We start from the raw sequence: 25,240 nt of genomic DNA, 5'->3' as shown, positions 1-25,240 counted from the left end.
CGTCCCGGCGCTGACACACTTCGGGCCGGGTCACCACCGACCCGGCCCGAAGTGTGCTGCGGAGCAGGAAGTTCTAGCCGCCCTGCTGGCAGATGCCGTTGAGGATCGGGGCCGCGGAACCGACCGCCGCCACATCGCCGTTGGCCAGCGCGTTCGCGTAGTTGTCGATGGCCCACTTCTCCTGGCCGTCGGCGTCGATCGCGTGCAGCCGGTCCGCCGCGTCCTGCTTCTGCTGCGCGCTCGGGCCCAGCGAGCCGTAGCTGTTGAGGATGTCCCCGGCGGCCTGGCAGGCGGGGGACAGGGCGAAGGCGTTTCCGGCGGGCAGCACCAGCAGAGCGCCCACGGCGCTCGCGGCCAGCACACCGGACGTCAGCATCTTGCGCATACGTTCACTCCCAAAGCTCGTGTTCGGTTATCGCCAACGAGTTTGCCCGATCCCCAGCCGAAATCGATCACACCCCCGCCGAAAACGAATAGATACGGGGCATTAGGGGCATTAGGGTGTCGGCATGGGTGTGGTGCGAACGGTGCAGGTGACCTTCGACTGTGCGGAGCCGGAGCGGGTGGCGCGGTTCTGGTGCGAGGTCCTGGGATACGTCGTGCCGCCGCCCCCGAAGGGATTCGCGAGCTGGGACGAATTCGATCGGTCGCTGCCGCCCGAGCGGCAGGGATCCGCCTTCGCGTGCATAGACCCGACCGGGGTGGGGCCGCGACTGTTCTTCCAGCGCGTGCCCGAGGGCAAAGTGGTGAAGAACCGCGTGCATCTCGACGTTCGAGTGGGCACCGGACTTGTCGGCGACGAACGCGTGGCCGCCCTCGAGGCCGAATGCGCACGACTGGAGAAGCTCGGCGCGAAGAAGGTGGAACTGCTCCGCGCGGACGGCTTCAACGAGTCCTGCCTGGTCATGCAGGACATCGAGGGCAACGAGTTCTGCCTGGACTGATTCCGCCCAGCCCGTACCCACGGTCGTTCGTGCGCGGCTCCCGATTCTGAAAGTCTCGATGTCGGAGGGAGTCTCGCGAATCGGGATAAACGCCGACGTGCGTCAGCGGGTGCCGATGGTGGGTTCGAGGGCTTGGGCGGCCTTGGTGACGGCCTTGCAGGCGTCGTCGGTGCGGTAGAGGTCCTCGGCGTGGGGGAGGACGGTGAACTTCAGTGCGCCCGTGGCGGTGCGCAGGGTGGTCGAGCAGCCCAGGGGGATGCTCTTGTCCTCGCCGATGATTTCCTCGGGGTGGGTGAAGGTGTCGCGGCCGTTGATCTTCGAGAGTTCGGGCGGGGTGCGGCCATTGGTCGCCGCGCGCGATTGCGCGTCGGTGAGCAGGTGGTCGTACGTGTTGCCCGTGGTGTACAGGTCGATGCGCAGCATGCCGGTGGCCGCGGCGGTGAAGGTGCACTCGTGCGCGGGGGAACCGGGCACATCATCCTTGACCAGCTTGGTCGACGGCTCGAAGCCCGCCGCGCGAACGGCGTCGTCCCCGATCTGTCGGCAGGGATCCAACGTCCCGGAGGACGAATCCGAACCGCTCGAACAACCCGCGGCCAGACCCACCGCCGCCACCGCGACGATCATGCGGACCAAGCGCTTCCGCACGGCACCCTCCTGAACTACTCCACCGATAGGCGAAGGGCCCGGTGGGTAACCGGGCCCTTCACCAAATCTGGTGCGCGATACTGGGATTGAACCAGTATCGCGTAATCTCGCCTCATGGCCGCTATGCAGCGAAAATGGGTCTCTATCAGTATCTTTCATGAACTCAGCTCGTTGCACTAGTGCGCATGGGTAGGCACCGATACACTTTTCTCAGTTCATGGTGAGTTCATCACAGAGGGGTACTGGCTGAGTTCACATGAACCCATCGTGAACTCAGTCATGAACTCAATCTGAACTGAGATTCGAGGACCGCGCGAGTAGAGGCGGTGGTGCCATGGTCCGCGGGAAGGGGCGGAAGAACAGGACGCCAGGGACGTTCGGCTCCGTCGACAAGCTCCCCAGCGGGCTCTTCCGTGCGCAGTACTACGGGCCGGACGGGCGTCGCTACAAAGCGCCGACACTCTTTCTCGCGCAGCAGGATGCACGCTCGTGGCTCTCGGTCGTTCACTCGGAGATCATCCGTAAGGCGTGGCAGCCGCCCGACATGGTGGTCGCGGAGAACATCAAGCTGACGTTCAGGGAGTACGCCGAACAGTGGATCAAGACGCGCGATTTGGCCGATCGCACCCGGGAGGACTACCAGGACTGGCTTGATGCTCACATCCTGCCTGTCCTTGGCGATTACCCGATCGGATCAATCGAAGAGAACGACATCCGAGTGTGGTACGGCAAGCTGAATGCCGAGACGCCGACGCTTCGTGCTCGGGTGTACGGACTGTGCTCCACGATCTTCAACACCGCGCTCGCGGACAAGAAGGTCCCCGTTCACCAAAACCCCTGCAAGATCAAGGGTGCTGGCAGCGTGACGAGGGCGAAGGTGATTAGGCCCGCGACCCTCGCTGAACTTGAAGTGATCGTGACGACCTTGCCGCCGCGGTTCAAGCTGATGGCTCTGTTTGCTACCTGGTGCGCTCTGAGGTTTGGCGAACTAACCGAGTTGCGACGCAGGGATATCGATCTGGTGCGGCGGCGGATCTACATTCGGCGGGGAGTCGTCCGTCTCAAGAGCAAGGAGCGTGGGGTTGCGGTCCGAAAGGTCAAGGAACCCAAGTCCGATGCAGGCAGTCGCGACGTTTCTATCCCACCTCACTTGATCCCCGCCGTCGAGGATCACCTCCGTGATCACGTCGGTCCCGGGCGGAATGCGCTCATCTTCCCGTCGATGACTGACGAGAATGAACACCTTGCGCCATCGACTTTTTCGCGCCACTGGTACAACGCTTGCCGCGCTGCTGGGCGATGGGTAGAAGCGGCTGACGACGATCCAGACAGCACGGATCATGCCGACCTTACTTTGCACGACCTTCGCCATACCGGCGCAGTACTGGCGGCTCTCACCGGTGCGACCTTGAAAGAGCTGATGGAGCGCTTGGGCCATTCGACACCCGGTGCCGCAATGCGGTATCAGCATGCAGCTAACGACCGCGACACTGCGATCGCAGTGGCTCTTTCGAAATTCGTTGAGCCAGAGCGGGATATCGAGGGCATGAGCAATGATCGAGCGAAGTCGCGGCCTCCCCGTCGCTCACGGTCGAACGGTTCGTCGCCGCGCAGACGGCCGAAGATCTAAGGGGGAGTGATGCAAGGAATCTCCAGAACATGTCGGCTGATCGTGTTGTACTTGTCCGGCATGGGGAGGCATCGATGAGTACAGCCGGACAACTCCCGAACTCGTTCGACACACCGCTAGATCAGTTGCTGGGCACCGAGCTGAAGGGTACGCCCAATAAGCTGATCGCGCGGAAAATGGTCGAGTACAGCCAGAACGACGGTGGCCCGCCAGTCTCGGCTGATGGCAGCACGATTGCTCGCTACAAGAAGGGCGTACATCGGCCGAGCGAGCGCAGCTGCGAGGTTCTGGTCGCGGTGCTGAGCAAGCTTGCAAATCGAGACGTTTCAGCAGAGGAACTCGGCTACGCGACGCTCGAAGCGAGGGCGTCCGAGCTTTTCATCCCGGAACTTTCAGTTGTCCGACCTGGAATCGTCACGCTCGCACAGGAACCGATTGATCCCGCCTTTGTCGAGCACCTCCAACTAATGCTTACCGAACATGTTCGAATGGACGCCTTGGCAGGCCCGCGCTACATTCTCGACACTCTGCGCAGTCAGCTGACCCTCGTGGAGGACCTGTGCGGAAAAGCCCGCGGCGCAATGCGCGTATCGCTGTTGGAGGTCAGTGCACGGTTCTGTGAGTTCGCGGGCTGGCTGTACCAGGATTCCGGCGATCATCAGGCATCGCTGTACTGGACTAACCAGGCGATGGACTACGCCGAAGAACTAGGCGACAACCATCTCATGTCCTACATCCTCATGCGCAAGAGCAACATCTTGACCGAGGCCGGAAGGGCGGCTCAGGGGCTGGGTCTCGCGAACGCAGCCTTGCGGCGGTGGGAAGACATCACACCAGAGCTTCGGGCCGTGGCACTAAGGCAACTTGCGAATGCGCACGCGCTCTTCGGCGAGGCGGATGAATGCCGACGGGCTCTCGACACCGCGATGGCGCAGGTCTTGGACGCGGACCCCGACGACCCGAGCCGTCTCGCAAAGTACTGCACCCCCTCGTATGTCGAGATGGAGGCTGCGCAAAGCTGGGTACTGCTCGGAAATCCGGAGCGTGCAGTCGACACCTACAACTCGGGGCTTGCCGACTGGCCAGGGTCTCAGCGCCGAGACCAAGGGTTGTGTGCGGCGCGCCTGGCCGCTGTATGTGTGAGGGTGGGCGACTTCGAGCAAGCAACCCTCGCGGGCGCGAAGGCGATCGAGCTAACTCAGCTAGCGCCGTCTGCACGCTCCATGGGAGTCCTACGAGACCTGTCGCGGCAGCTTTCAACAAGTCGCGAGAAAGCCGTTGGCGATCTAAGGGGCATGCTATCGAATATCCGGCAGTTCCCGAGACCCTATTCAGCTAGTGCCTGAAGATGGTTCTTGAAACGCTGGGAAAGTGATTCGAGGGCAAGCCTGCCTTTTTCCTTGGTTCCCAACGAAGGGAATCCGATAACGCCGCTCTTCGTGTACGCGGTCATGCCCTTAACAAGCAAGAACTGTCTATCATCGGCGCGCCAATCGGCCGTCTCGTAACCCGATCGGAGCAGTTCCGGAGCGACGTGAAGCAAGATGGAAGTCTCGAGCTCACCTGCGTGCATATCCTCGTGAGCGTTGGTCTTCATCCCGGAATAAGTTCGCGCAGAATGCCAGTCCAAGGGGCCAGGGAAGAGGGTCATCTGCCGATCCGTGACGTTCGCCTCCTGCACGATGTTCTGAAGTACGTAGTTGCCGCCGTGGCCGTTGACAAGAACTAGTTTCTTGATCCCTGACGTGCTCAAAGACTCCTTGATATCACCGATGATGGCTGCCAGGGTTGTTGCTCGAATACTGACGGAACCGCTGAACCCTGCGTGCTCGTGTGAGCACGAGAAGCTGACGGGTGGCAGCAGCATCACATTGTGGTCATCAGCGATCTTCTGTGCGATTGCGCAGGCAATCGCGGTATCGGTAATAAGAGGGTGGTAATCGCCATGCTGCTCGAAACTTCCGATTGGCAAGACGGCCACGGCGGGGTTCTGTGCTCGTACATCCGCTGAGGTAGCGCCCGTTAGCAGGTGGTCCACGCGAACCAACATACCGCGCTGCACTCAGAACATCGGATGAATCCGACGGGGTCGTACGGAGGTCGTACGGTGCCGCCCCCTGTACGCCCCTGCTGCCTGCTGTACCACTGCTACGCCCAGCATCTCGTGAGTTTCTCTGTATCTCAACGGGTTTCAGCCCCGCCGAACAGAGAAAGGAACGATTGCGTTGGTAGGTACAGGTAAGCGCCGTGAAGGCCAAAAGCAAAGGGCCAAAGGCGAATACATGCGACTCGAAGAGGCGGCCGAGTACTTCCGGGTCCACAAGGACACCGTGCGCCGCTGGATCTCGGAGGGCCGCCTGACCGGTTACATGGTCGGTCCGAACACTCTTCGTGTCCTTCGCGATGAGGTCGAGGGCCTGCCGCGTCCGATCCCGACCGCGGGGAGTGCGGCGTGATGGTCATGGAGTTAAGTACCGCGCGAGAGCTGACTGACCAGATCAAAGCTGGTGCCGAGGTTCTCTGGCAATTGATCGCGCAGGCTTACCTAGATCGGGTGTGGGAGGCACTCGGGTACAGCTCTTGGGACGAGTATTGCGCCCAGGAGTTCGGTGAATGCCGCGTACGGCTTCCGCGGGAGGAACGGCGGGAGATCGTCGCGTCGATGCGCGAGATCGGCCTGAGCACGCGGGCCATCGCGGCAGCGACCGGCGTGAACTTCGCGACAGTGTCGCGAGATCTAGCAGGTGTTGCAAATGCAACACGTGGTCCTGTCTTCGGCGGAGACGGCAAGACCTATCCGGCGAAAGAAGCCGACACCGAACAGATCCCATCGCAGAAGCCGTCGCCCCAACAGCCTGATTTCGGATCCGATCAGGGCAACGGATCCCCGTCGCCCCGTCGCCGTCGTCCGATTGCCGAGGCATTCGAAGCGGTGCGCTACGACCTGCTCAAGCGAGCTGAGTCACTCGCTCGGTTGGCGGCCGACGACCGCTTCGATCGCAATGCCGAGCAGCTGGCGCAGCGCTACCGGTTCGACCTCATCCAGGCGCGCGACGCCATCCAGGCCGTCATCGACCGCCTGCCCACTCCCACAACCGATTCCCAGGAGGGATGACCCATGTACCTTGTGAACCCCGACGATGCCGGTAGCCAGCCCGGAGACCGTGTGATCAGCGAGATTATCGAGATCGATGCGGCGATGGCGCGTCGAATGCTGGAGCGCAACACGCATAACCGGCCGATCCGGCAGGCTCGCGTGCAGCAGTACTACGACGACATGATCTCGGGCCGTTGGGTTTTCAATGGTGAACCGATCATCCTCGGTCCCGACGGGGAGGTCCTCGACGGTGCCCACCGGTTGACGTCTATCTCGCATACCGCGGGGCAGAAGTTTCCGATGCTGGTGGTGCGCGGCATATCTCGCGCAGCTCAGTTGACGATGGATCAGGGGGCGAAGCGCACCCCTGCTGATCAGCTCACCCTCACCGGGATCACCGGCCACAACACCACCCTCGTAGCCGCCGCACTACGGGTCTACATCCCGTGGCTGGAGGGCAACCTGTTCGGCGATCGCAGCACCACCGCGGTGTCGACCACACGGATCGTCGAGTTCGCGACGGTGTACCCGGAGACGGTGGCATTGGCGGAGCGGTTCACGTCGGTGGCGTCGAGGCTGAAGTGTCGCCCCGCGGTGGCATGTGCGGCATTGATCCGGCTTACCGAGATCGACGAAGACGCGGCGGCGGAGTTTCTGCGGTTGTGGGACAGCCTGGTGGGTCTTCCGGCCGGGTCGCCGATTCTGGCCTTGCGGCAGCGGCTGGACTTTCTGCACACCCACAAGATCCGCACTAGCGATCGCGACCAGATCGGGTTGATCGTGGCGGCCTGGAATCTGTGGCGGCGTGGCAAGACGGTGTCGAAGTTGCAGCGGCCCAAGGGCGGTTTCAGCGTTGAGAACTTCCCGGAGCCGCGGTGATTCCCATGATCGGAACTTCCTTGATCATTGCGGTGATCCTGCTGGTCGTCGGTCTGGTTGCCCCGCAACTGGCGATGCTGTTGCTGGTCGCGCTGATGATCCTGGGCGCGGCGGGCGTGGTCCATTCGTCTTCGCGCAATCGTCGGTGGGGTGGTCGGCGATGAACGACTACATCCTCATGGAATCGTCGGACCGGCGTGCGGTGTCGATGCCGCCTGGAGCGCTGGCGGCACTGATCCTGCTGGCCTTCGTTTTCGCAGCGGGCCTGTATCTGGGCGTGCTGCTGTTCGGGCGGCACTCCGCTCTGCCGGTGACCGTGGTGGCCTGCCCCGCACCGGGGACCCAGGTCGCGGTGTGGCCGTCGGACTGCCCACGTGAGGCGGTGGTGACCCGGTGAGCAGCAAGGAGTTTCGCCAGCAGCCGCACGAGACCCGGTTTCTCGAGTTCGTGTCGCAGGAACGCGCGATGACGATGGCGTTGGTCCCGACCGCGATCGGCCGCAGCCTGCGGGCCGCGCGCACGATGGTGCACCGGCTCAAGCAGTCCGGCCAACTCCAGGTGACCCGCATGGACACCGGCGAGCCGGGCCCGTGGCGGTCTTCCCCGTACTTCGATGAACCCGACATGCCCGCACGCGGCCCGCTGTGGGTGTTTCCCGAGCGCGAAACATCGTGGGGGTACACCGATTTCGATCCGGGGCCGTGGGAGCCGCGGCCTTCGCTGGCGGCGCACATGACCGCGGTGACTTCGCTGCGGCTGGCATTGATGGGCATGGAGACCGATCCGGAGCTGTGGACCAGTGAGCGGCTGCTCTATCACCGATTGCGTTCGGAGAACGGCCAACCCATCGGTCACGTGCACGACGCCTGGTTCCAGGACTTCACCGACCCGGACAAGATCTGGGCGGTCGAGGTCGAGCTCACCCGCAAACGCGGCGCGGGACGGCTCCAACACGCAATGATCGCCGCCCTCGACGCCGCCGACCGCCACGACCTGGCCGGAGTCCTGTACTTCGTACGCGGCCAGACCCTGCGCCGCGCAGTCGAGGCTGCCGCCGAGCGGATCGCGCACAAACGAGGCATCGAACGGGTGCCGAATCTCGAAATCCATGACCTGGACGCCACTTTGGCGCGAAAGGAGGTGCCGTGATCATGCACGGAACCGAACCGACCAACCCCCATCCACTGCTGATCATCGTCGACGGACGCGGCGGCACTAGCGACGCCGAAGCGGTCGAACACCACCGCCGAGCGTTGGCATCCCGATTGGGAATCGCCGCCGAACGGATCGAACTGTGGCCAACCGCACCGCGACCAGATCTGTGGTCGCTCCGGGCCGACCGGCTGACCGCCGTGTTGAAGGCCCTGATCAGTGAGCCCGAGCCACCGGACGGAGCGACCGACCATGGCTGATTGCACTCCACTGATCACACCGCAAGACTGCGGCACCACTGCCCAACTCCTGCCACCCGCCCCAAGCTCGGTACCGGTACTCACCTCGGATCCCGCTGTGCCGCCACAGGTTCTGGTGAACACGGCTCCTGCGCCGTCGACCGCGCCCAGCCAGTTCGAGAACCCGGCCCTGCCCAACGGGTGGCGAGCACCGGACTGGCATCTCCATATCGGCAGCGTCGGTGAGGTTTTCGCGACATTGGGCACCTTCTTGCTCGGGCTCGGATTTCTCCTGGTGCTCGCGGTCGCCATGAATCGGCTGGCAGCGAAGCTGAAGTGGGAGGCCCGGCAGGTCCGCAACTACGCGGCCGGTGCGGTGATCCTGCCGATCGGCGGGATGTGGATCGCGAATTCCTGGTTCGCGCCACTGAGTTTGTGGTGGCAGGGCACTCGGGTGCTCGTGGCATCGGGGCCGTGGTCGGGCGCGCTGGTGGCGATGACCGCCGGGTGTCTGCCGGTGGCGTGGGCGCTGACGGCGGTGTATCGGGCGCGGTTCCTGGCACGGCTAGATACCGAGGGCGTGGAGTCGCCGTGGAAGACCCGCCGCTTGAAGCGCCGCCAGCAGCAGGGCAAGGCCCGCGCCGCACGCCGCGCCGCCCGCTACGGGGCACCGCTGGTCACCGGCTGGTTCAAAACCCGCGTCGTGCTCGGGACGCTATCCGAACGCACCGACGCGACCCAGCCGAGCACCATCACTCGACTGTCGGATACGCGTACCTCGCGGTTGGAGCTTCCGATCGATGGGCTCGGGCACATGGTGGTGCTGGGCAAATCGCAGAAGGCGGGCAAGACCACCATGCTCGTGCGACTCGGGACCGGCCTGTATTCCGCGTACTGGCACCGCTACGTCCGCACCGGGGAAAAGCGACCGCTGCTGATCTTTATCGACTGCAAGGGCGGCAAACCCGGGCTGGCGACCGGCCGCCAGGTGGTGAAGATCGCCGCCAAGCTGAAAGTGGATCCGAAGCGGATTGCGTTGTGGCCCATCACCAATCGTCTCGATCTGTGGGCGATGGACGTCGAGGACATGTCCGCCACGCTCGAAGCGATGATCAACCCGGTGGCATCCACCGATGCCGGAGCCGAGCACTTCAAGCAGAACCGGATCCGAGTCACCAAGCTCGCGGTCGAGGCTCCGTGCGGGCCGCCGCGGTCGAAGAAGGAATTCCTCGACCGGCTGAGCGTGGACTGGCTGACTAAAGTCGGGTGGGCGCAGGACGATTCGATCCTGGCCGAGATCGAGGCCCTGGAGAAGAACAAGCCGCCCGCGGTCGGGGATGTGTCGGGCAAGTTCCGCAACATCTTCTCCGCGATCGGCGAGGGCTTCGACGGCGGTCGGCCCCTGGACTCCTTCGACGTCATCTATGCCACCGTCCCCGGCACAGTTCGCGGCGAGTACGCCCGCGCTCAGGTCGCCGCCTTGAACACGCTCATCTCGCAGTTCGCGTGCGGTGAGCACGACCGGCAGATCATCTTGATCATTGACGAGATGTCGGCAGTAGCCGACAAGACCGGCGGCATCTCCCAGATCGATATCGCCGAACGCCTTTTGGGCATGGACGTGGTCGCGTTCTTCGCCGCCCAGAACCAGTTCGGGCTCGGACAAACTCCCGACGAACGCCGCCGCCTGCTCGAAGCCTGTCCCTCCGGTGCCCTGCTCATGGCCGAGGAAGGCGCGGGCAAGGTCAGCGAGGTGTTCGGGTCGACCCCGGTCACCGAGAACACCCGCCATTCCAAGAACGGACATGTCGGCGAGGACGGCACCTTGGGCAACCGGGAAACCTTCTTCATCGACCCGAACCGGCTCGCGGAATTCGAACGCGGTGACGTGGTCTGGGTGCATGCTCTGAAAGCCCAATGGGGCCATGTGGTCCCGGTGGACCTGGACGAGATCGTGCCGCTCCCTGCGGATCCGCGCCCGGAACGGTGGGCGGTCAACACCCTGCCCCGGGTGCCGTTGCAGAAGGTCCGTGACTTCGATTCCGGGCGGGCGCGCCGCGCCGATCTCGGTTTCACCGAGGGCGGTGAAGCGGCATGACCGACTACCTGCGCCCCATGACCGCCTATGTGGCCACCCTCGGCGGCCACCACGGCGACCTCGGCCGCACCCGGTTGTCCGCCCCGGACATGACAGCGGACATCCCGGACACCCAGGGGGACACCACTGCCGACCACGCGGGCAACCGCACCGACAGGGGGCGGACACGATGAACACCTCGACCAGCCCACTGGGGCACAGGGTCGCCCAGACCGGATTCTGGTTCGGCTCGCTGACCTCGGTGGCCACCAACGTCCTCCACACTTACTTGCCGACCGTGCACATGCCCAGCGGGCTCGCGCTGGTGATCGCCGCCCGATTCGGGTCCGCGATCTGGCCGATCGGATTGCTGCTGAGCATCGAAGTCCTCGCCCGAGTGAGCTGGAGGCGCGGGCTCGGCTGGACCATCGCCCGCTTTGGCGGAGCCGGAACCGTGGCGTTCGGGTCGGCGGTCATCTCCTACTCGCACGTGCGAGATGTATTGCTGGCCTGGGGATATGGGCATCCCGCCGCCGAGGTCGGGCCGCTGACCCTTGACGGGTTGATGGTGGTGTGCGGGTTCGCGCTGCTGTCGCTGACCCCCGTCCAAGTGACCGAGCAGGCCACGACCGAGGTTGCCGACCAGCCGCGAGTACTGATCCGCGACCCGAATCCGACGCCCACCCGCGAGATTGCCCTCACGACGCAGATCGAGGCCCTACCTATCCCGACTGATCCGGTTGTCGCGGCGGTGGCCACGGTCTCCGGACACGCCGACCACGCTGTCCCGCAAGCGGATAGGGGAGCCGCAGAGGTGGACAGCCCCGCCGAGGTGCTGGCCACCGAGCCCAGACGAGCGGACACCGAACCTGACGTTCGCCGCGAACGGGCCCGAGCACTCCACAGTCGGGGCTGGACCCATGGACGTATCGCCGCCGAACTCAGGGTCAGCAAACGCACTGTCCGCCGCTACTTGTCCAACCTCCTGGACACCACCGGCACCGCGGACACGGTCATCGCCAATCCGGCGGACACCACCGCCACCTCGGAGCTCGCTGAGTCGGACTTCGACTGGTTGAGCACCTTGAACACCAACCACCACGACGAGCACGAAGGAGCCCTGTCATGACCAACAACGACGGCAAAAGCCCGGGAATCGATTGGGACGGTGAGCTGACCGCGCTCATGGAGTCCTCCGGCATCGATCTGTCCGCACTTACCCAACCCAGCCGCATCCGCCGCGTCGGCCGCTGGATCGTCAGAGCCCGCGCCGCGATCGGCGCAGTCGCCGTGACCGTTCCGACGATGTGGCTGGTCGATGCCTCCGGAGCCCCGGCCGCCGCCACGGTGCCGCTCACTGTGTGGTTGGCGGGCTGGATCGGCTACGGGATCTGGGTCAGTGCCGCCCGCCCCGACACCGCCACTCTGGCTCACCACCTCGGCGACCTCGGGGCCGCCACCTACCGCGCCGCATCGCGGCAGGTATTCGAGCAATCTCGTCCTGCCCGAGTCCTCTGGCGGGCCTGGCGCAGCGCGCGCTCCGCCCCAGCCACGGCCTAACCCCAAAACCTCGAAAGGAACGTGAATTCTCATGCCCGGCAACGAAGTTGATGAAGTCACGCGAAACTGGCCGCAGGTCATGGCCTTGCTCTTACAGATGTGGCAGCGGATCCAGCGCGCCAGCGCCGACGGCTCCGTGCGGCTGTCCCGCACCGAATACAAGCAGTTCGTGAGCGAGTTCCGCGACGCACAAAAGTTGCTCACCCACCAGATCGAGACCACCCGGGCCTGGTATCAGGCGCGCGTCGAGGACTATCAGCGTGAATCGCGAGCAGCCAAGGCCCGCGCGAACGCCGGTGCCAGCGCCGAGGAACAGGCAGGCGTTGCCGCCTACCTGCGCGGGCTGCGGGCAGGGATCGAACACACCATTCACGACACCGTCCTGACCGCCGAACAGCGCGGGCAAGTCGTCCAAACCCTTGATGCAATCGACGCGGATCGGGAAACGCCGGTGCCCCGCAACATATTCCGGCCAATCACTGGTAAAGCGGCGGTACAGGCCCGCCTCGCCGCCGCCGAGAGCGAGAACCGGGTGGCCGAACATCGCGAGCAACGCGCCGCCGCAGCCGAGGAAGCCTCGAAACCCGCGACGGCGGACACCAGCGAGATGCAGCGCGAGTCCGACAAGCGGTTCGACGAACTATCCAAACGAATCGAACAACTCGAAGAGCGTCTGGCAGTTCTGATCCCTCGCGAAACCGCCACCGCCGCAACAACGAACGGACACGCGAAGCCCCGCGCCATCCAGAACGCCAGCCAGCTCAACGAGCAGGCCCAACAGCCGACCCAAGCCCAGCCCGCGAACGGCAGCACTGCGACCGCGGGCCCAGCCGAAGCGCAGGCCGAGACGCCGAATCCGGGCCACCAGCCGAAGGCCAACGCGGAAGCCGCCGCGGAGTTCATCGCTGAAATGGAGGCCGAGGCGTGAGCACCGAATTGAGCGGAACCCCTGAGTTTTTCAACAACAACACCAGGAAGGAGGAACCCACCACACCCGACACCGCACAGCCATTCCGGCTGTTACCCAATCGGATTCACAACATCGACACATGCCGTTGCCTCGCTTCGGCAGCCAATTATCAACGGACACAACCAATTCTAGTTATGGAGTAGTGAGAACAATGTCCGGTGAAACCACCTTGACCATCATCGGCAACTTGACCGACGCGCCCGAACTTCGGGAAGTCAACGGTCAGTTGGTCGCGAATTTCACGGTCGCATCGACCCCGCGTGTGTTCGACCGCCAGGCGAACCAGTGGAAAGACGGTGCCGCACTGTTTCTTCGGTGCGCACTGTGGCGCGATGCCGCTGACAACGTCGCCCAATCCCTCTCGCGGGGATCGCGGGTGATCGTGACCGGCAAGCTCTCCCAGCGCAGCTATGAGAACCGCCAAGGCGAAAAGCGCACTGTGCTGGAGCTCGCCGTCGATGAGATCGGGGTGTCTTTGAAATACGCCGTCGCCAAGCCGATCAAGCGCAGCACCCTCACCGGTGCCCGCAGCGGCGGCCAGGCCACAGCCAAGAACAACGCACCGCGGGGCAGTGATGACCCGTTCGCGGAATTCCAGCCCGAGGCGGAGGAGGCGTGATCATGCGCAACACCGACCACGGCGACTACGGCCACGATGACGGCACTGCTGAGTACGGAATGGGGTTCGGGTTCAGCACCAGCTATCGGGCCGATACCGGCCTGATCGAGTTCACGATCCACCTCTTCGGAGAGATCGATCACGAATTCGGGATGAACCTGACCGTCCAGCAAGCCATGGACGTCGCGGACCTGTTCGCGCTCGCCATCGGCGACGCCATCGAAATCCCTGACAACCAAGACGAAATGGAGTTCTGATCATGGCGTACCTCAGCACCCGAGCCGCCGCCGCATCCAACGGCGAGTACGGCCGAGGCGGCAGTGGCGAGATCTATACGCACTGGCACAACATGCCTGATGCGACCGTCGAATCACTGCCGGTCGGCGATTCCCGCGGGAAGATCGAAATCCGCTGGAGCGTCGATTCTTACGATCGCGTCCTGGCCTGTCTCACCATGGCCGAGGCGCATGTCCTCCGGGACCGGCTGACCGCGATCATCACCGAGGTCGAGGGACCCGAACCCAGCGTCACCGACAACGAGGTCGACAATACGGTCATCGTCAACGCCGACGGCACCGTGCGGGCGTTGGACGACGAACCCGTGTTCTGCCGCGACTGCGGCGGCCGAATCAGTCTGTTGTCCAACGGAACTGACTTCTGGTGGACACATGAACCGCATTCCATCAACGACCACGAACCCCTCCAGTTCGGGCCGGTGTACTGCCGAGTCTGCGGCGGGCGTATCTCGCTGGTGACCACTGAGAACGACCGCTGGTGGGTGCACTACTTCGACCCCTGGGACGAACACGATGCGCTACCCGGCCACGTCACCGTCCCGCGGACCAGTGGGGAGGCGGCGTGATGAACGCGGAATACAAGGCGCACAGTGTGACCGAGATCCGCGCGATCGCGGCCACGATGCGCGACGACGGCAGCATGCGGATCGCCTACATCCACGGCGACCCGAGCCACTACATGATCGCTGATCTCCCCGGCGATCAGGCCAACACTGTGCTGGCAGTGATCGGGCAGGCTCTGCTCAACGCCGAGCAGAACGGTGCCACACGCGAAGGACCGTCAGCGTGGACAGTCCTGACCACCACCGCAGAAGACGCGGAGGTGGCGCGGTGAACACCACACAGATGATCCAGCGGACCGACCGCCTCGGGCGGCTGCTGATCACCATGGCACCGGGCGCGAAGTTCCGGTTCACCTTCCTCTACAGCCTGGGCGGACTGTACCGGTCGGTGACGGCCGAGCTAGCCCGCCCCAGCACCGCGGATCTGTTGCAGGCCATCACCGAAGCACTCCGCAACGGTGTTCCCGTCGACGAGGGCGAACCGGCCGTCGCGGACGAGAAGGCATTCGGGGTGTGGGTGGCCGAGCTGATCAAGGAGCGCGACGAGCTGAAGGACTACTGCAAGGAACTGCTCGATCAGGTGCAGTGCCTGCAATGGGATTTCGGTGCGCTCCAAGCCCAGCACGACCTGTGCTCGCAACCGCCGGCCACCGGGAGGGCGTGATGGACCCGAACGTGGCGCTGGCCGAGATCCGGCAGTGCATCAAGCGGTACTACGAGGTCGCGGTATGGGATGTGCACGACCTGCGATGGCTGGTCAGCATCCTGATCGAGCTCACCGACTACGTCGAGAAGCTGGATCGAGAGCTGTCGCAAGGCGGCTTCCTGCCCAAGGAATGGGAATGGGCACGCACGGCGGTGACGCCGTGATCGACCCGAACCTGACCTTGCAAGTGATCCGCGAGCTGATCACTGAGTTCGACGAACTACGCCATTGGCAGATCTCCGGCCGCAGGGACGCAGAATTGCTGATCAACAAGCAGGCACTGCTGCTGCACCGGTTCGTCGGAAACTTCGAGGATCTCGACAAGTGGATGGCCCGCGGCGGCGAGCTACCGGGGTACTGGAATTCCCAGACGCGCATCGATCGGGTCACTCCGATGATGTGCTGCGGCGAGCCGATGGCGGTCATCTTGGTCGGCATGCTGCTCCTCACCGGGCAGGATCACATCATCCTGGTGTGGCACTGCTCCGAATGCGGCCACTGGGAACCCTACGAACCCCATCCGATGGATCCGGACGCGACTGTGCCGAACTGCCTGTGCGGTGCGGCCATGGTCGATGTTCCTCCGTCGCAATGGGATCCGTCGAAGTTCCGGATCGTCATGTGCACCGAATGCGGGGCATATGACACCTGGTGGGCCACCCGCCACCACAGCGGATCCCAGCGGGACACCGGCCACACAACGGAGTGTGCGCACGAAACCTGCCGGTTGATCGATGCATTCAACGAGGAATGCCTCGATTGCGGAATCCGCGGCCCCGTCGACCCCCACTGGGACATCGACGATGGCCAAGGCTAAGAAACCGATGAGCCGCCGGACCGAACTCCGGTACGGACGACAGTTCCAGGAACAGTACGACCACGGTCGCAGCTGGGACGCGATCGCCATCGACTACGGCATGCCAAGGTCAAAGGTGATGCGGCTGGCGAGGATCCATCGGGAGGACTGCGATCGGAAAGCTCACCGGAACCAGCTGACCCTGTTCAGCTGAACCCTTCGAACACAACTGAATACTGATCAAGCGGAGCCCGTGCCTGTTACAGCCAGGCACGGGCTCCGCCCCTTTTCTACCAGGCCCCTCACCTCGAGGCATCCGTTCCCCGAGGACGGAGCGCGTAGGCCGGGACCAGTTGATCACGCATGTGCAGGTCGGGGCGGCCGTCGGCGTATTGCAGGCTGTAGGTGACGCGCCCAAGCTTGTGCACGCCCGGTCAGTGACCGAACGTTCCTGTTTGATAGTGAGTAGTTTCAATCGGTCGCGAGACTGGTGGCGAGCGACTGTGCGGTGATGGTTCCGAGGCTCCTTTTACTCAGATAGTGGGTGGCGTCGTGTGGTTGTGAGCCGTTATCGATGATGCGCGTGTTTGGTGTGAGGGTTTGTCCGGCGGCTGGGAGGAAGTAGCGGTCGAAGTCTTGGAAGGTTGCGACGAGGTCGTCGCGGGCGGCGATGTTGTACCAGTGGGTGAGTGTGGCTGGCACCGTGGTTGGTTGGGGCCGCAGTTTTGGGTAGATGATGTTTTGCAGCGCCAGCGGTGAGCCGAGTGTGACCAGGGTCAGAGCTTGGGTGCTGCGATGCAGAGCTTCGTAGGCGACGACCGAGCCGAGCGAGTGGGCGATCACTATGCGGGTTTCGGGACCGATGAGTGCGAGGATCTGCTGCTGGGCTTGTTCGCGGATGGTTTCGTCGGTGAGGTAACGGGTCACTTCCGTGAGGCTGGTGTTGATGAACCGTTCGGCCACACTGAAACCTTTGGGAGCGAACCATTTCAAGCGGGCCAGGCCCTGGGCCGCGGAACGCAGGAGTTTGCGGTCTCCTTGAGCGCCGTCGATCGATTCGGTTAGTTCCAGTATCTGCCTGGTGGCTTCTCGGCGGTCACCGGTATCGGCGGCTCGTTCGCTGGCAGCGGTCAGCCAGGCGAGCGCTAGTTGATCAGTCAGCTGTTGTTGTTGCTCGTCGAGGTCGCTGCCAGGGGTGGTGCCTTGGGCGTTCGGGTCCAGGTACAGGTTGCCGTAGAAGGCCATTCGGGTCTCAAGATCGCCAGGGCGGCTGCCGCGCCAGAGTCGATCGGCAAGGTTTGGGTGACCGGCGATGCGGACTCCACCGGCGAGGGCAGGGAGCCATTTCTGCTCGAGTTGGTCGGCAGAGTACTGCGATTGTTTGATGCCGTGTACCAACACGATGGCCGCCATGAGTGTGTCCCCCTGTGATCAGCTGAGAAGGCTTGCGTGCGCGAGTATTTTCTCATCATGGGCGGGAAACTGGCGCTGGTCGTCGGATCTGAGTGCGATGCACAGAACTCTCTGGGGTTCACGAACGAACTGGCCACCCGTCTTTATGGTGATCTCTGTCGGCTCGGTGGATGGCAATCGGCGATCGCGGTAGACGGGCCGGTGCTCGATCCGACGGTGTGTGAGTTGAAAGCTGCAGTTATCGAGGCGTTCTCGACGGCGTCGCAACAGCAGGCCACACTGTTGATCAGCTTCATCGGGCATGGCAAGAGCACGCAATCGAAGTTGTTCTACTTGCTAGCCAAGGACTCTGATCCAGAGCAGCGGCTGGATTCCGATACTGCCTACAACCTCGGGACCGGGATCACCGAGCAGCTCATCCCTGCTCGGTTGGACGGGTTGATCGTTTTGATCGATGCGTGCGAGTCCGGTGCTGGTGTCGGGAACGCTGAGGACTGGGTGGATGCGCTCGATCCACGATCCGGACGTATCGAGCTGTTGGTGGCCTCCGAGCGCGCCGGGGCGGCCTACAGCGGTTGTTTCACCCGGACCATGCTTGATGCCTTCGCCCATGGACTACCGCAACAAGGCACCTTTCTGCGGCCGAGTGATCTGCGCCCGCATATTGCCAATGCCTGTCGGCGACAGTTGCCCATCGCGCGCAGCTCCGCGACGGGAGGTGATCCCGGTTTATGGTTGGTTCCCAACGTTTCTCGTGTCAGGGACGCCGTGCATGGCCGCCCTTCGGCCGGGTTCGTCGATCAGCTCACCGGTGGCCCGGCGATCAGCCGGACGCTGCACAGGCGTGCGGCGGAGATCTACGCGGACACTACTCACCGCTTGCGGACGGTCGTTGGTCCGGCGGGTTGCGGGAAATCGACGCTGATGTCGTTGCTGATCCGCCCTAGCATGCTCGATAGAGCACCCTTCACCTCTGACTTCGTAACCGCCGCAGTGTTTTTGGACGTGACAAGCACGATCGAAACCTTTATCGACGAACTCGCAACCCAATTCAACAAACGCTTGGATGGTTACGCCGAAGCGGTCGAGACGGTCGCGAGCCGCTACATCGACCCGGACATTCTGCCGGACCAGATTGAGCTGGTAGTGCTGCTGCCGTTGGCATTGGTTCGTCCACTGTTCGGGCAAATCACCCTGATCATCGATGGACTCGATCAGCCTGAGGAGGGTGCGAAAGCCCAGATTTGCGCTGCGATCGGTGAGCTGACCCGCCGCGCCAACCTCGCTCATGTTCGAGCCATTGTGGGAATCCGCCACAGCACTGAGGCTGAGACCATCCCCGATCTCGTGCACCAGGAGGTGTATTGGATCGATGCTCCCACCGACCACGACATCATTGCCACAGTCCGCGAAGCACATTCGATCGCCCGTTCACGAGACGGCGGGCCGGAATGGCAGCAGTGGCTGAGCTCCATCCGAACCCAGACCACTGCCGGTGGATGGCTGCTGGCTCGCCTGATGATCGAACTTCGCACACTCGACGACGATGATATCGGCCAAATAGCGCTCGATACGTTGATCCAACGTCGTATCCACCAAGCGGTCGACGACTCTGGCCCTGACGCCGCCGACGCTATCGCTGCTGTTCTCGCGGTTGTTGCTGCGGCGGGATCAGGGCCGGTGTTTCCCCTGAGTCTGCTCCACGTGGCATTACCGGCCCTGGGCATCACTACACCGGCATCACGGATCCGCGATCTGATCGCCAACCTCGGCGCACTGATCAGCCGCGGCAACCCCGGCACCTCGAATGAGTCACTCGGACTCGCGCACACTGACTTCCAACAGTCAATCCAGTGGCATCTCAGCGAGCATGGAATCGCCCCGCGCGATGCCCACTACGCCATCCTTGCCGCCATCAACTGCACCCAGACCGATGCCGTCACGAAGTACGCACGCGACTCAGCGGTGCGACACTATCTCGCCGTCGGCGACCCCGAAGGCGCAATTCTCCACCTGAACTCCCTGAATACGGCCAATGCAGCCGACAACCGTGATCGATGGGAAACCTGGCTTCCGTTGTTCATCGGCACTTTAGGTCCCGACCACCCCGACACCTTCATCACCCGCAGCAACCTCGCTTCCTGGCGTGGTGAAAGCGGCGATCTCGCCGGAGCGATCACCGAGTTCGAACAGTTGCTCGCCGACCGTCTGCGTGTGCTGGGGCCCGAGCACCCCTACATCCTCGCGACCCGCAACAACCTCGCCTCCTGGCGCGGTGAGAACGGCGACGTCACTGGGGCAATCACCGAATACGAACAGTTGCTCACCGACCGTCTGCGTGTGCTGGGGCCCGACCACCCCGACACTCTCGCCACCCGCAACAACCTCGCCGCCTGGCGCGGTGAAAGCGGCGACGTCACTGGGGCAATCGCGGAATTCGAACAGCTACTCACCGACCACCTGCGTGTGCTGGGGCCCGACCACCCCGACACTCTCGCCACCCGCAACAACCTCGCCTCCTGGCGCGGCCGAAGCGGGGATGTCGCCGGAGCGATCACCGAATACCAACAGTTGCTCACCGACCGTCTGCGTGTGCTGGGGCCCGACCACCCCGACACCCTCGCCACCCGCAACAACCTCGGTTCCTGGCGCGGTGAAAGCGGCGACGTCACTGGGGCAATCGCGGAGTTCGAACAGTTGCTCACCGACCGTCTGCGTGTGCTGGGGCCCGACCACCCCGACACCCTCACCTCCCGCAGCAACCTCGCCTCCTGGCATGGTGAAAGCGGGGATGTCGCCGGAGCGATCACCGAGTTCGAACAGTTGCTCACCGACCGTCTGCGTGTGCTGGGGCCCGACCACCCCGACACCCTCGCCACCCGCAGCAACCTCGCCTCCTGGCATGGTGAAAGCGGGGATGTCGCCGGAGCGATCACCGAGTTCCAACAGCTGCTCACCGACCACTTGCGTGTGCTGGGGCCCGACCACCCCGACACCCTCGTCACCCGCAGCAACCTCGCCGCCTGGCGCGGCCGAAGCGGGGATGTCGCCGGAGCGATCACCGAATACGAACAGCTGCTCACCGACCGTCTGCGTGTGCTGGGGCCCGACCACCCCGACACCCTCACCACCCGCGGTAGCCTCGCTTCCTGGCGTGGTCGAAGCGGGGATGTCGCCGGAGCGATCACCGAGTTCCAACAGTTGCTCACCGACCACTTGCGTGTGTTGGGGCCCGACCACCCCGACACCCTCGTCATCCGCGGCAACCTCGCCGCCTGGCGCGGCCGAAGCGGGGATGTCGCCGGAGCGATCACCGAATACGAACAGTTGCTCACCGACCGTCTGCGTGTGCTGGGGCCCGACCACCCCGACACCCTCGTCACCCGCAGCAACCTCGCCTCCTGGCATGGTGAAAGCGGGGATGTCGCCGGAGCGATCACCGAGTTCCAACAGCTGCTTACCGACCACTTGCGTGTGCTGGGGCCCGACCACCCCGACACCCTCACCACCCGCAGCAACCTCGCCGCCTGGCATGGTGAAAGCGGGGATGTCGCCGGAGCGATCACCGAATACGAACAGCTACTCACCGACCGTCTGCGGGCCCTGGGCTCTGACCACCCCGACACCGTCGCCACCCGTAGCTACCTCGATGTCCTGCTTGAATCACGCCCTGATCCACCGGAATAGCGACGATATCCACGAAGATTTTGGACTAGGTCGGCTGCACTCTATCGACGATAGCTTCGAACCCCATTCGGATTAGGTCAGCCAAAAAGCAACGGTCGACCGGTCAGATGCAAACGCTATCTACAACCGAGCCAGTCGCCGTCGACTGTCGGGACCCAATGAGACAGGACGCCGGGGCGCTCGCCAGTCATGTGCACCCCAGCCCCGTTGACATGCTTGGGCCTGCCGGGATCGCGCACCAGGATCGCATCCAGGCGCACCCAGACCGGCTTCGGCGGGCTGGTCGCGGTGCGGTAATAATGGCCGGTCGCACTCGGATACTCCAACTCCGGTTCCGTGCCTTCAGTCTTCGGCATCGACTTGCCGCCTGTCGAACCCATGTTCGAAACATAGCCGAGCGGTCGCTTATCATCACCGGTATGTCCGATGACCAGAAACTGTGCCAGATCTGCGGCGAACGACCCGTAGGTTCGGGCGGCATGATGTGCCCGGACTGCTTCGAGTACATCACCGAGCAGAATCGGACGAACCCGTACCCGAACCTGCTGACCTCGACTAGCTGCCCCCGTCTGCCGGTGCCTCGATCAGCACTCGTCGCTAGGGTCTTCGCGGACGGCCGGGGGCATCAGGATGTCTCGCTCCGGGTGAGTCACACCGGTAACCGAACCGCGGGTTCCGAGGTCCGCTCGAACAGCTTCATGAAAGACGTTTATCGCACGAAATGAGCCCCGATAGTGCTGCCGCCACTCATCGGTCGGTGCATCGACTTCGCCGCGAGCTCGCCAGACCAGTTCTGCCACTACGGCATTGAGCTGATGGGCGGCCTCGACGACGTCGTCGCCTCCCAACATCATGATTCGCTCAAACGCACGGCTCTGATCTCTGCCTGCTTCCGAGAGCAGCGCGCGCAGTTCCGATTCCGGGCGAGAATCAGGGTGTGCCCCGTCGCGGTACGCGTGATAGAGGGTCCAGGCTGCCGAGATATTCGTGCGCACCTTGTCGACGTAGCCCTCATAGGCATCAAGCTTGCGGCTATCCCAGCGGGTGGAGAGTTCGTACCGATTCCGTTGCCGGGTCAGCACATAGGTGGCGACATAGGACGAGATCGCGCCCACGAGGACGCCTGCGATGGTGATGATTTGACTGACCATGTTCCCCCTATGCCGCATCCGCCATAAGGCGTTAGGCTCACTTTTGTTGCGGCACAAGGATACAGCGCTCCGCGCGGACGATTCGGTCGTTGCGCTCAGTGCTGCTCGTCGCCTTCATGGATCACGGTCAGGCGTTCGTGCGTTGGACCGGTTCAAACAACGCGGTCAGCGGTGCGGCTTCACGCGGTCATCGCAACGGTTCGTCGACGGGGCATGGCTGACAGAGAACCCCTAGCCGTCTCCTGCGGTTGGGGTTCCGTCGGAGGTATGTCACCAAGATCGGAAGCCCCAGCGCGACGAGGCGGCCCGAAAAATTGCTGGTCCCAGCGGCCTGCTGATACGTTATCGCGAGTTGGTGTCTGGGTTTTCAGGGGGTGTTCACAGCAATGGTGATCCGCTACACGAACTTTGGGGGAGGTGGCGACGACTGGGATGACGATCCAGCGTATACGCCACCACCGCGGCGAACGCCTCCACCGTCACCGAGGATTGCCGCTCCCGCCACCCCTGCGCAGAAGTCCGCCGGGCCGTCATCGTCGTTTGTGTCGATCGAGGTCGATCACGGTCTGCTGCCGACGCGACTCCAGTTCGCCAGCAACTGGCAGTACCAGGTCTCAGCGCATGAGGTCGGGCGAGAACTGCTCAAGGCTTATCAAGGCGGGGTTGCTCGGCAGAAGGCCCGGCTGAGCGAAGCAGCCGGCGGGGTGCTTCCGCTGATCTACCCCCACGCTCACTTTCTCTCCGACCGACAGCGAACGATCATGCTTCTCGAGACGGACACTTGGGACCGCTACATCGAGCTGAGCGACGAACTGTTCGGGTTCGGGAACTACCGGGTGCAAGGCCCGGCCACGATGAACGATGAGCCGGTCATGACGATATCCGGTGACCGAGAGATGATTCGTTCGATCCGAGTGTGGTCTCAGTGGTGGGGATGCGCAGATTCGTATGCCTTGGAGGCTGAAATCCTCGCATGCGCCGATAAGATCCGTGCGATGCAGCCGAAGTTTCAGGCACGGCGAGACTGGTCGCGCCACTCTGACGAAGACCTGGTTGAAATGAAACGGCAGCATCGCCGCGAGCTTTTGGAACTTCTAGGTAGGGGGTACTGACATGACAGATAAGCACGACCGGGTCGAGGTCGTTCTCGGCGACTTGGGCAATGCGCAGGTCAAATGGACGGCGGCTGGCTCATATCTATTCAATGCCCGGCTTATCGCGCAGAACGACGTGAATCTGTTCGAAAATGAGATGGGCCTGTTCACCGAGTTCTACAACAACTATAAAGATGTCCCGCAGTATGCTGTAGACAGGCTGAGCGAAGGCATAGTGGCCTGCGATACTGTTTCCGCGATCCTGAAGGCCGGAAAGAACGTCTACGAACAAGAAGAACAGGACAACGTCCACGCATTCAAGAACCTCTACTAGGACGCCCGCATGGACACCAGGCAGACTCTCGTCAACTACATTCGGATAATCCAAGACAAGGAAACAGACGTATACGGTCTCATCGCCGATGTGGACCGAGATTTCAGGGCGTTACAAGTCCTTGCTGTTGCGTCCGGTATCACGAATGGTGCAGCCATTCCCAACGTGGAATGGCTAAATAGCAAGCATGACGAAATTTACAATGCACTCCACAAGGCGATATACGGAAACCCGGAAAACAACGATCCGGGACTACAGCAGTTCATTGCCGGTATGAATCTTCCGGTTACATTGATCGACATAATGGGGAAATGGAAGGATATCGCAAACGATGTAACCCTCGGTCAGGGTGCCATGAATGAAGCGGATCTGAGAAGCAGTTGGACCGGGCGGGGGGCTGACAACTACCAGAACATGCGGCTCAGTCAGCAAACGCCAGCATTCACCTCGATGGTAGCCTTTGCTAACGGTATTGCGAACGAGCTTCAGACCATTACCAAGCTCGTCGTTAATTTCTACGACGCCCTGCAAAAGGCTGTTGTCAAGCTAGTAAAGATCGTCAAGGATTTTTCGGCCGCGCAGCTTAACGCGAACCCGATCAAGTCGTGGGTCGATGCCACTGTCGAGGCCGCCGGTACGATTGTTGATGTTCTGGGTGCGATCATGAACGCTTTGACGGGCACCACGATATCCCAGATTAATATAGTCAAGGCGACTCAGGCGCAAATCGGGTTTGGGTCGGAAAATAAGTGGCCGAGCCCGCCGAAGGATTCGGCCGGGAACTTCACTTTTACAGATTTCTCATTCCAGGACGACAACAACGACACCTACCAATGGAAAATGGTCCAATGAGCCGCAGAGCCGCCGTACTGATGATCCCGCTGCTGGTCTTTTTGGCGGGCTGTGGGTCCTCCGAAAAGGACATCACCGGCCCGTCGCAGTACAATCGCGGGAAACTCTGCGGCGAGTTCGCCGACTTCTACAAAACTGTTCTTTCCATCGACGTCGAGTACCCGAATCAGAAGGACTTCGACAAGCCTGTGAGCCGTGCGAACGGTTGCTTCCCCAGCCATGTGAACGGCGGGATGGCCGGCCACCTGGACATGGTGCGTTCCCTTGAAGACGGCACTGACGAACCCAGCGATCCCGCATACCAACCGCAGAACGGCTTCGATGAAAAGGTCTGGATGGCCCCGGGCAGCAAGTTCCGCGTCCAGGACGGCCGATGGGTCGGCACCATGGAGTTGTTCAACACTGACCTGAACAACGACCAGACACGCAAGGCCATCGAGTTCCTGGTCAAGGCGACCCGAGAAGTCAAGGGCTGAGCTGACGATCAACTAGTCGCGCGAGAACCGGGCTGTAGGGCAAGATATTCGCCCAAC

The 25,240-nt window shown here is 62.9% G+C and carries 33 protein-coding genes; 27 read left to right on the top strand and 6 right to left on the bottom strand.

The features are described 5' to 3' along the window. Window positions 1–73: 73 nt before the first annotated feature. Window positions 74–385, bottom strand: coding sequence for a hypothetical protein (locus VMT65_RS12295; protein ID WP_326308242.1), 312 nt, complete (start codon window positions 383–385; stop codon window positions 74–76). Window positions 386–509: 124 nt separating this feature from the next. Here VMT65_RS12295 and VMT65_RS12290 point away from each other — a divergent pair, with 124 nt between their 5' ends. Further along, the gene (locus VMT65_RS12290) at window positions 510–944 is read left to right on the top strand and encodes a VOC family protein (RefSeq protein ID WP_326308241.1); all 435 of its coding nucleotides are present in this window, start codon (window positions 510–512) and stop codon (window positions 942–944) included. A gap of 102 nt (window positions 945–1,046) precedes the next feature. Here the strand turns inward: VMT65_RS12290 and VMT65_RS12285 are convergent, their stop codons facing one another. Next, window positions 1,047–1,592: a DUF3558 family protein gene (locus tag VMT65_RS12285; protein WP_326308240.1), complete on the bottom strand. Its 546-nt coding sequence runs from the start codon at window positions 1,590–1,592 to the stop codon at window positions 1,047–1,049. A 334-nt stretch (window positions 1,593–1,926) separates the two neighbouring features. On the opposite strand from VMT65_RS12285, the gene VMT65_RS12280 reads away from it, so the two are divergent. Further along, complete coding sequence (locus tag VMT65_RS12280) at window positions 1,927–3,222, top strand: tyrosine-type recombinase/integrase (protein ID WP_326308239.1); 1,296 nt, start codon at window positions 1,927–1,929, stop codon at window positions 3,220–3,222. Window positions 3,223–3,296: 74 nt separating this feature from the next. Next, window positions 3,297–4,568 (top strand): hypothetical protein, encoded by a 1,272-nt coding sequence (locus VMT65_RS12275; RefSeq protein ID WP_326308238.1) that lies wholly within the window; start codon window positions 3,297–3,299, stop codon window positions 4,566–4,568. On the opposite strand, the gene VMT65_RS12270 is transcribed toward VMT65_RS12275, so the two are convergent. Further along, the gene (locus tag VMT65_RS12270) at window positions 4,550–5,260 is read right to left on the bottom strand and encodes a creatininase family protein (protein WP_326308237.1); all 711 of its coding nucleotides are present in this window, start codon (window positions 5,258–5,260) and stop codon (window positions 4,550–4,552) included. The genes VMT65_RS12275 and VMT65_RS12270 overlap by 19 nt on opposite strands. Window positions 5,261–5,504: 244 nt before the next feature. Between VMT65_RS12270 and VMT65_RS12265 the strand changes: the two genes are divergently transcribed. The 19 genes from VMT65_RS12265 (at window position 5,505) to VMT65_RS12175 (ending at window position 16,197) form a co-directional block, all read left to right on the top strand. After that, the gene (locus VMT65_RS12265) at window positions 5,505–5,678 is read left to right on the top strand and encodes a helix-turn-helix domain-containing protein (RefSeq protein ID WP_326308236.1); all 174 of its coding nucleotides are present in this window, start codon (window positions 5,505–5,507) and stop codon (window positions 5,676–5,678) included. Continuing rightward, the gene (locus tag VMT65_RS12260; protein ID WP_326308235.1) at window positions 5,675–6,337 is read left to right on the top strand and encodes a hypothetical protein; all 663 of its coding nucleotides are present in this window, start codon (window positions 5,675–5,677) and stop codon (window positions 6,335–6,337) included. The genes VMT65_RS12265 and VMT65_RS12260 overlap by 4 nt, the downstream gene beginning before the upstream one ends. A gap of 12 nt (window positions 6,338–6,349) precedes the next feature. Next, the gene (locus VMT65_RS12255) at window positions 6,350–7,198 is read left to right on the top strand and encodes a hypothetical protein (protein WP_326308234.1); all 849 of its coding nucleotides are present in this window, start codon (window positions 6,350–6,352) and stop codon (window positions 7,196–7,198) included. 5 nt (window positions 7,199–7,203) lie between these two features. Next, the gene (locus VMT65_RS12250) at window positions 7,204–7,362 is read left to right on the top strand and encodes a hypothetical protein (protein WP_326308233.1); all 159 of its coding nucleotides are present in this window, start codon (window positions 7,204–7,206) and stop codon (window positions 7,360–7,362) included. Next, window positions 7,359–7,595 (top strand): hypothetical protein, encoded by a 237-nt coding sequence (locus VMT65_RS12245; protein WP_326308232.1) that lies wholly within the window; start codon window positions 7,359–7,361, stop codon window positions 7,593–7,595. The genes VMT65_RS12250 and VMT65_RS12245 overlap by 4 nt, the downstream gene beginning before the upstream one ends. After that, window positions 7,592–8,347, top strand: a complete 756-nt coding sequence (locus VMT65_RS12240) for a hypothetical protein (protein ID WP_326308231.1) — start codon at window positions 7,592–7,594, stop codon at window positions 8,345–8,347. Before VMT65_RS12245 ends, VMT65_RS12240 begins: the two co-directional genes overlap by 4 nt. Further along, window positions 8,344–8,610 (top strand): hypothetical protein, encoded by a 267-nt coding sequence (locus tag VMT65_RS12235; RefSeq protein ID WP_326308230.1) that lies wholly within the window; start codon window positions 8,344–8,346, stop codon window positions 8,608–8,610. Before VMT65_RS12240 ends, VMT65_RS12235 begins: the two co-directional genes overlap by 4 nt. Before the next feature lie 115 nt (window positions 8,611–8,725). After that, on the top strand, window positions 8,726–10,687 hold the full coding sequence (locus VMT65_RS12230; RefSeq protein ID WP_326308229.1) for a hypothetical protein: 1,962 nt from the start codon (window positions 8,726–8,728) through the stop codon (window positions 10,685–10,687). After that, window positions 10,684–10,860: a hypothetical protein gene (locus tag VMT65_RS12225; RefSeq protein WP_326308228.1), complete on the top strand. Its 177-nt coding sequence runs from the start codon at window positions 10,684–10,686 to the stop codon at window positions 10,858–10,860. The genes VMT65_RS12230 and VMT65_RS12225 overlap by 4 nt, the downstream gene beginning before the upstream one ends. Beyond that, a complete protein-coding gene (locus tag VMT65_RS12220; RefSeq protein WP_326308227.1) occupies window positions 10,857–11,795 on the top strand; it encodes a helix-turn-helix domain-containing protein in 939 nt (312 codons plus the stop codon). The genes VMT65_RS12225 and VMT65_RS12220 overlap by 4 nt, the downstream gene beginning before the upstream one ends. Beyond that, window positions 11,792–12,226 (top strand): hypothetical protein, encoded by a 435-nt coding sequence (locus VMT65_RS12215; RefSeq protein WP_326308226.1) that lies wholly within the window; start codon window positions 11,792–11,794, stop codon window positions 12,224–12,226. Before VMT65_RS12220 ends, VMT65_RS12215 begins: the two co-directional genes overlap by 4 nt. A 31-nt stretch (window positions 12,227–12,257) precedes the next feature. Further along, complete coding sequence (locus VMT65_RS12210) at window positions 12,258–13,154, top strand: hypothetical protein (protein WP_326308225.1); 897 nt, start codon at window positions 12,258–12,260, stop codon at window positions 13,152–13,154. Window positions 13,155–13,347: 193 nt separating this feature from the next. Further along, window positions 13,348–13,815, top strand: a complete 468-nt coding sequence (locus tag VMT65_RS12205) for a single-stranded DNA-binding protein (RefSeq protein WP_326308224.1) — start codon at window positions 13,348–13,350, stop codon at window positions 13,813–13,815. Between the two features lie 2 nt (window positions 13,816–13,817). Continuing rightward, window positions 13,818–14,072 (top strand): hypothetical protein, encoded by a 255-nt coding sequence (locus VMT65_RS12200; protein ID WP_326308223.1) that lies wholly within the window; start codon window positions 13,818–13,820, stop codon window positions 14,070–14,072. 2 nt (window positions 14,073–14,074) lie between these two features. Next, the gene (locus VMT65_RS12195) at window positions 14,075–14,677 is read left to right on the top strand and encodes a hypothetical protein (protein ID WP_326308222.1); all 603 of its coding nucleotides are present in this window, start codon (window positions 14,075–14,077) and stop codon (window positions 14,675–14,677) included. Beyond that, window positions 14,674–14,946: a hypothetical protein gene (locus tag VMT65_RS12190; RefSeq protein WP_326308221.1), complete on the top strand. Its 273-nt coding sequence runs from the start codon at window positions 14,674–14,676 to the stop codon at window positions 14,944–14,946. The genes VMT65_RS12195 and VMT65_RS12190 overlap by 4 nt, the downstream gene beginning before the upstream one ends. Beyond that, window positions 14,943–15,338 carry a hypothetical protein gene (locus VMT65_RS12185; RefSeq protein ID WP_326308220.1) on the top strand — a complete coding sequence of 132 codons (396 nt, stop codon included), beginning with the start codon at window positions 14,943–14,945 and terminating at the stop codon, window positions 15,336–15,338. The genes VMT65_RS12190 and VMT65_RS12185 overlap by 4 nt, the downstream gene beginning before the upstream one ends. Continuing rightward, window positions 15,338–15,544, top strand: a complete 207-nt coding sequence (locus VMT65_RS12180) for a hypothetical protein (protein ID WP_326308219.1) — start codon at window positions 15,338–15,340, stop codon at window positions 15,542–15,544. Before VMT65_RS12185 ends, VMT65_RS12180 begins: the two co-directional genes overlap by 1 nt. Continuing rightward, the gene (locus VMT65_RS12175) at window positions 15,517–16,197 is read left to right on the top strand and encodes a hypothetical protein (protein WP_326308218.1); all 681 of its coding nucleotides are present in this window, start codon (window positions 15,517–15,519) and stop codon (window positions 16,195–16,197) included. Before VMT65_RS12180 ends, VMT65_RS12175 begins: the two co-directional genes overlap by 28 nt. 450 nt (window positions 16,198–16,647) lie before the next feature. On the opposite strand, the gene VMT65_RS12170 is transcribed toward VMT65_RS12175, so the two are convergent. After that, complete coding sequence (locus VMT65_RS12170; protein ID WP_326308217.1) at window positions 16,648–17,589, bottom strand: hypothetical protein; 942 nt, start codon at window positions 17,587–17,589, stop codon at window positions 16,648–16,650. A gap of 36 nt (window positions 17,590–17,625) precedes the next feature. Here VMT65_RS12170 and VMT65_RS12165 point away from each other — a divergent pair, with 36 nt between their 5' ends. Further along, a complete protein-coding gene (locus VMT65_RS12165) occupies window positions 17,626–21,276 on the top strand; it encodes a tetratricopeptide repeat protein (protein ID WP_326308216.1) in 3,651 nt (1,216 codons plus the stop codon). A 116-nt stretch (window positions 21,277–21,392) separates the two neighbouring features. Here VMT65_RS12165 and VMT65_RS12160 read toward each other — a convergent pair whose 3' ends face one another. Both VMT65_RS12160 and VMT65_RS12155 read right to left on the bottom strand, forming a co-directional pair. Continuing rightward, window positions 21,393–21,656 (bottom strand): hypothetical protein, encoded by a 264-nt coding sequence (locus VMT65_RS12160; RefSeq protein WP_326308215.1) that lies wholly within the window; start codon window positions 21,654–21,656, stop codon window positions 21,393–21,395. Window positions 21,657–21,860: 204 nt separating this feature from the next. Further along, window positions 21,861–22,427, bottom strand: a complete 567-nt coding sequence (locus tag VMT65_RS12155) for a hypothetical protein (protein ID WP_326308214.1) — start codon at window positions 22,425–22,427, stop codon at window positions 21,861–21,863. 386 nt (window positions 22,428–22,813) lie between these two features. Here VMT65_RS12155 and VMT65_RS12150 point away from each other — a divergent pair, with 386 nt between their 5' ends. The 4 genes from VMT65_RS12150 to VMT65_RS12135 are packed head-to-tail and all read left to right on the top strand — an operon-like array spanning window position 22,814 to window position 25,183. Then, entirely contained in the window at window positions 22,814–23,539 is a 726-nt protein-coding gene (locus tag VMT65_RS12150; RefSeq protein WP_326308212.1) for a hypothetical protein, read from the top strand. 1 nt (window position 23,540) lies between these two features. After that, window positions 23,541–23,855 carry a hypothetical protein gene (locus tag VMT65_RS12145; protein WP_326308211.1) on the top strand — a complete coding sequence of 105 codons (315 nt, stop codon included), beginning with the start codon at window positions 23,541–23,543 and terminating at the stop codon, window positions 23,853–23,855. Between the two features lie 9 nt (window positions 23,856–23,864). Then, window positions 23,865–24,707 carry a hypothetical protein gene (locus VMT65_RS12140; RefSeq protein ID WP_326308210.1) on the top strand — a complete coding sequence of 281 codons (843 nt, stop codon included), beginning with the start codon at window positions 23,865–23,867 and terminating at the stop codon, window positions 24,705–24,707. Then, window positions 24,704–25,183: a hypothetical protein gene (locus tag VMT65_RS12135; protein ID WP_326308209.1), complete on the top strand. Its 480-nt coding sequence runs from the start codon at window positions 24,704–24,706 to the stop codon at window positions 25,181–25,183. Before VMT65_RS12140 ends, VMT65_RS12135 begins: the two co-directional genes overlap by 4 nt. Window positions 25,184–25,240: the final 57 nt, after the last annotated feature.

The sequence above is a fragment of the Nocardia sp. CDC153 genome, assembly GCF_035818515.1.
Lineage (GTDB): Bacteria > Actinomycetota > Actinomycetes > Mycobacteriales > Mycobacteriaceae > Nocardia.
Note: the sequence above shows the minus strand (reverse complement) of the source record. Positions and strands in the feature narration are given on the sequence as shown.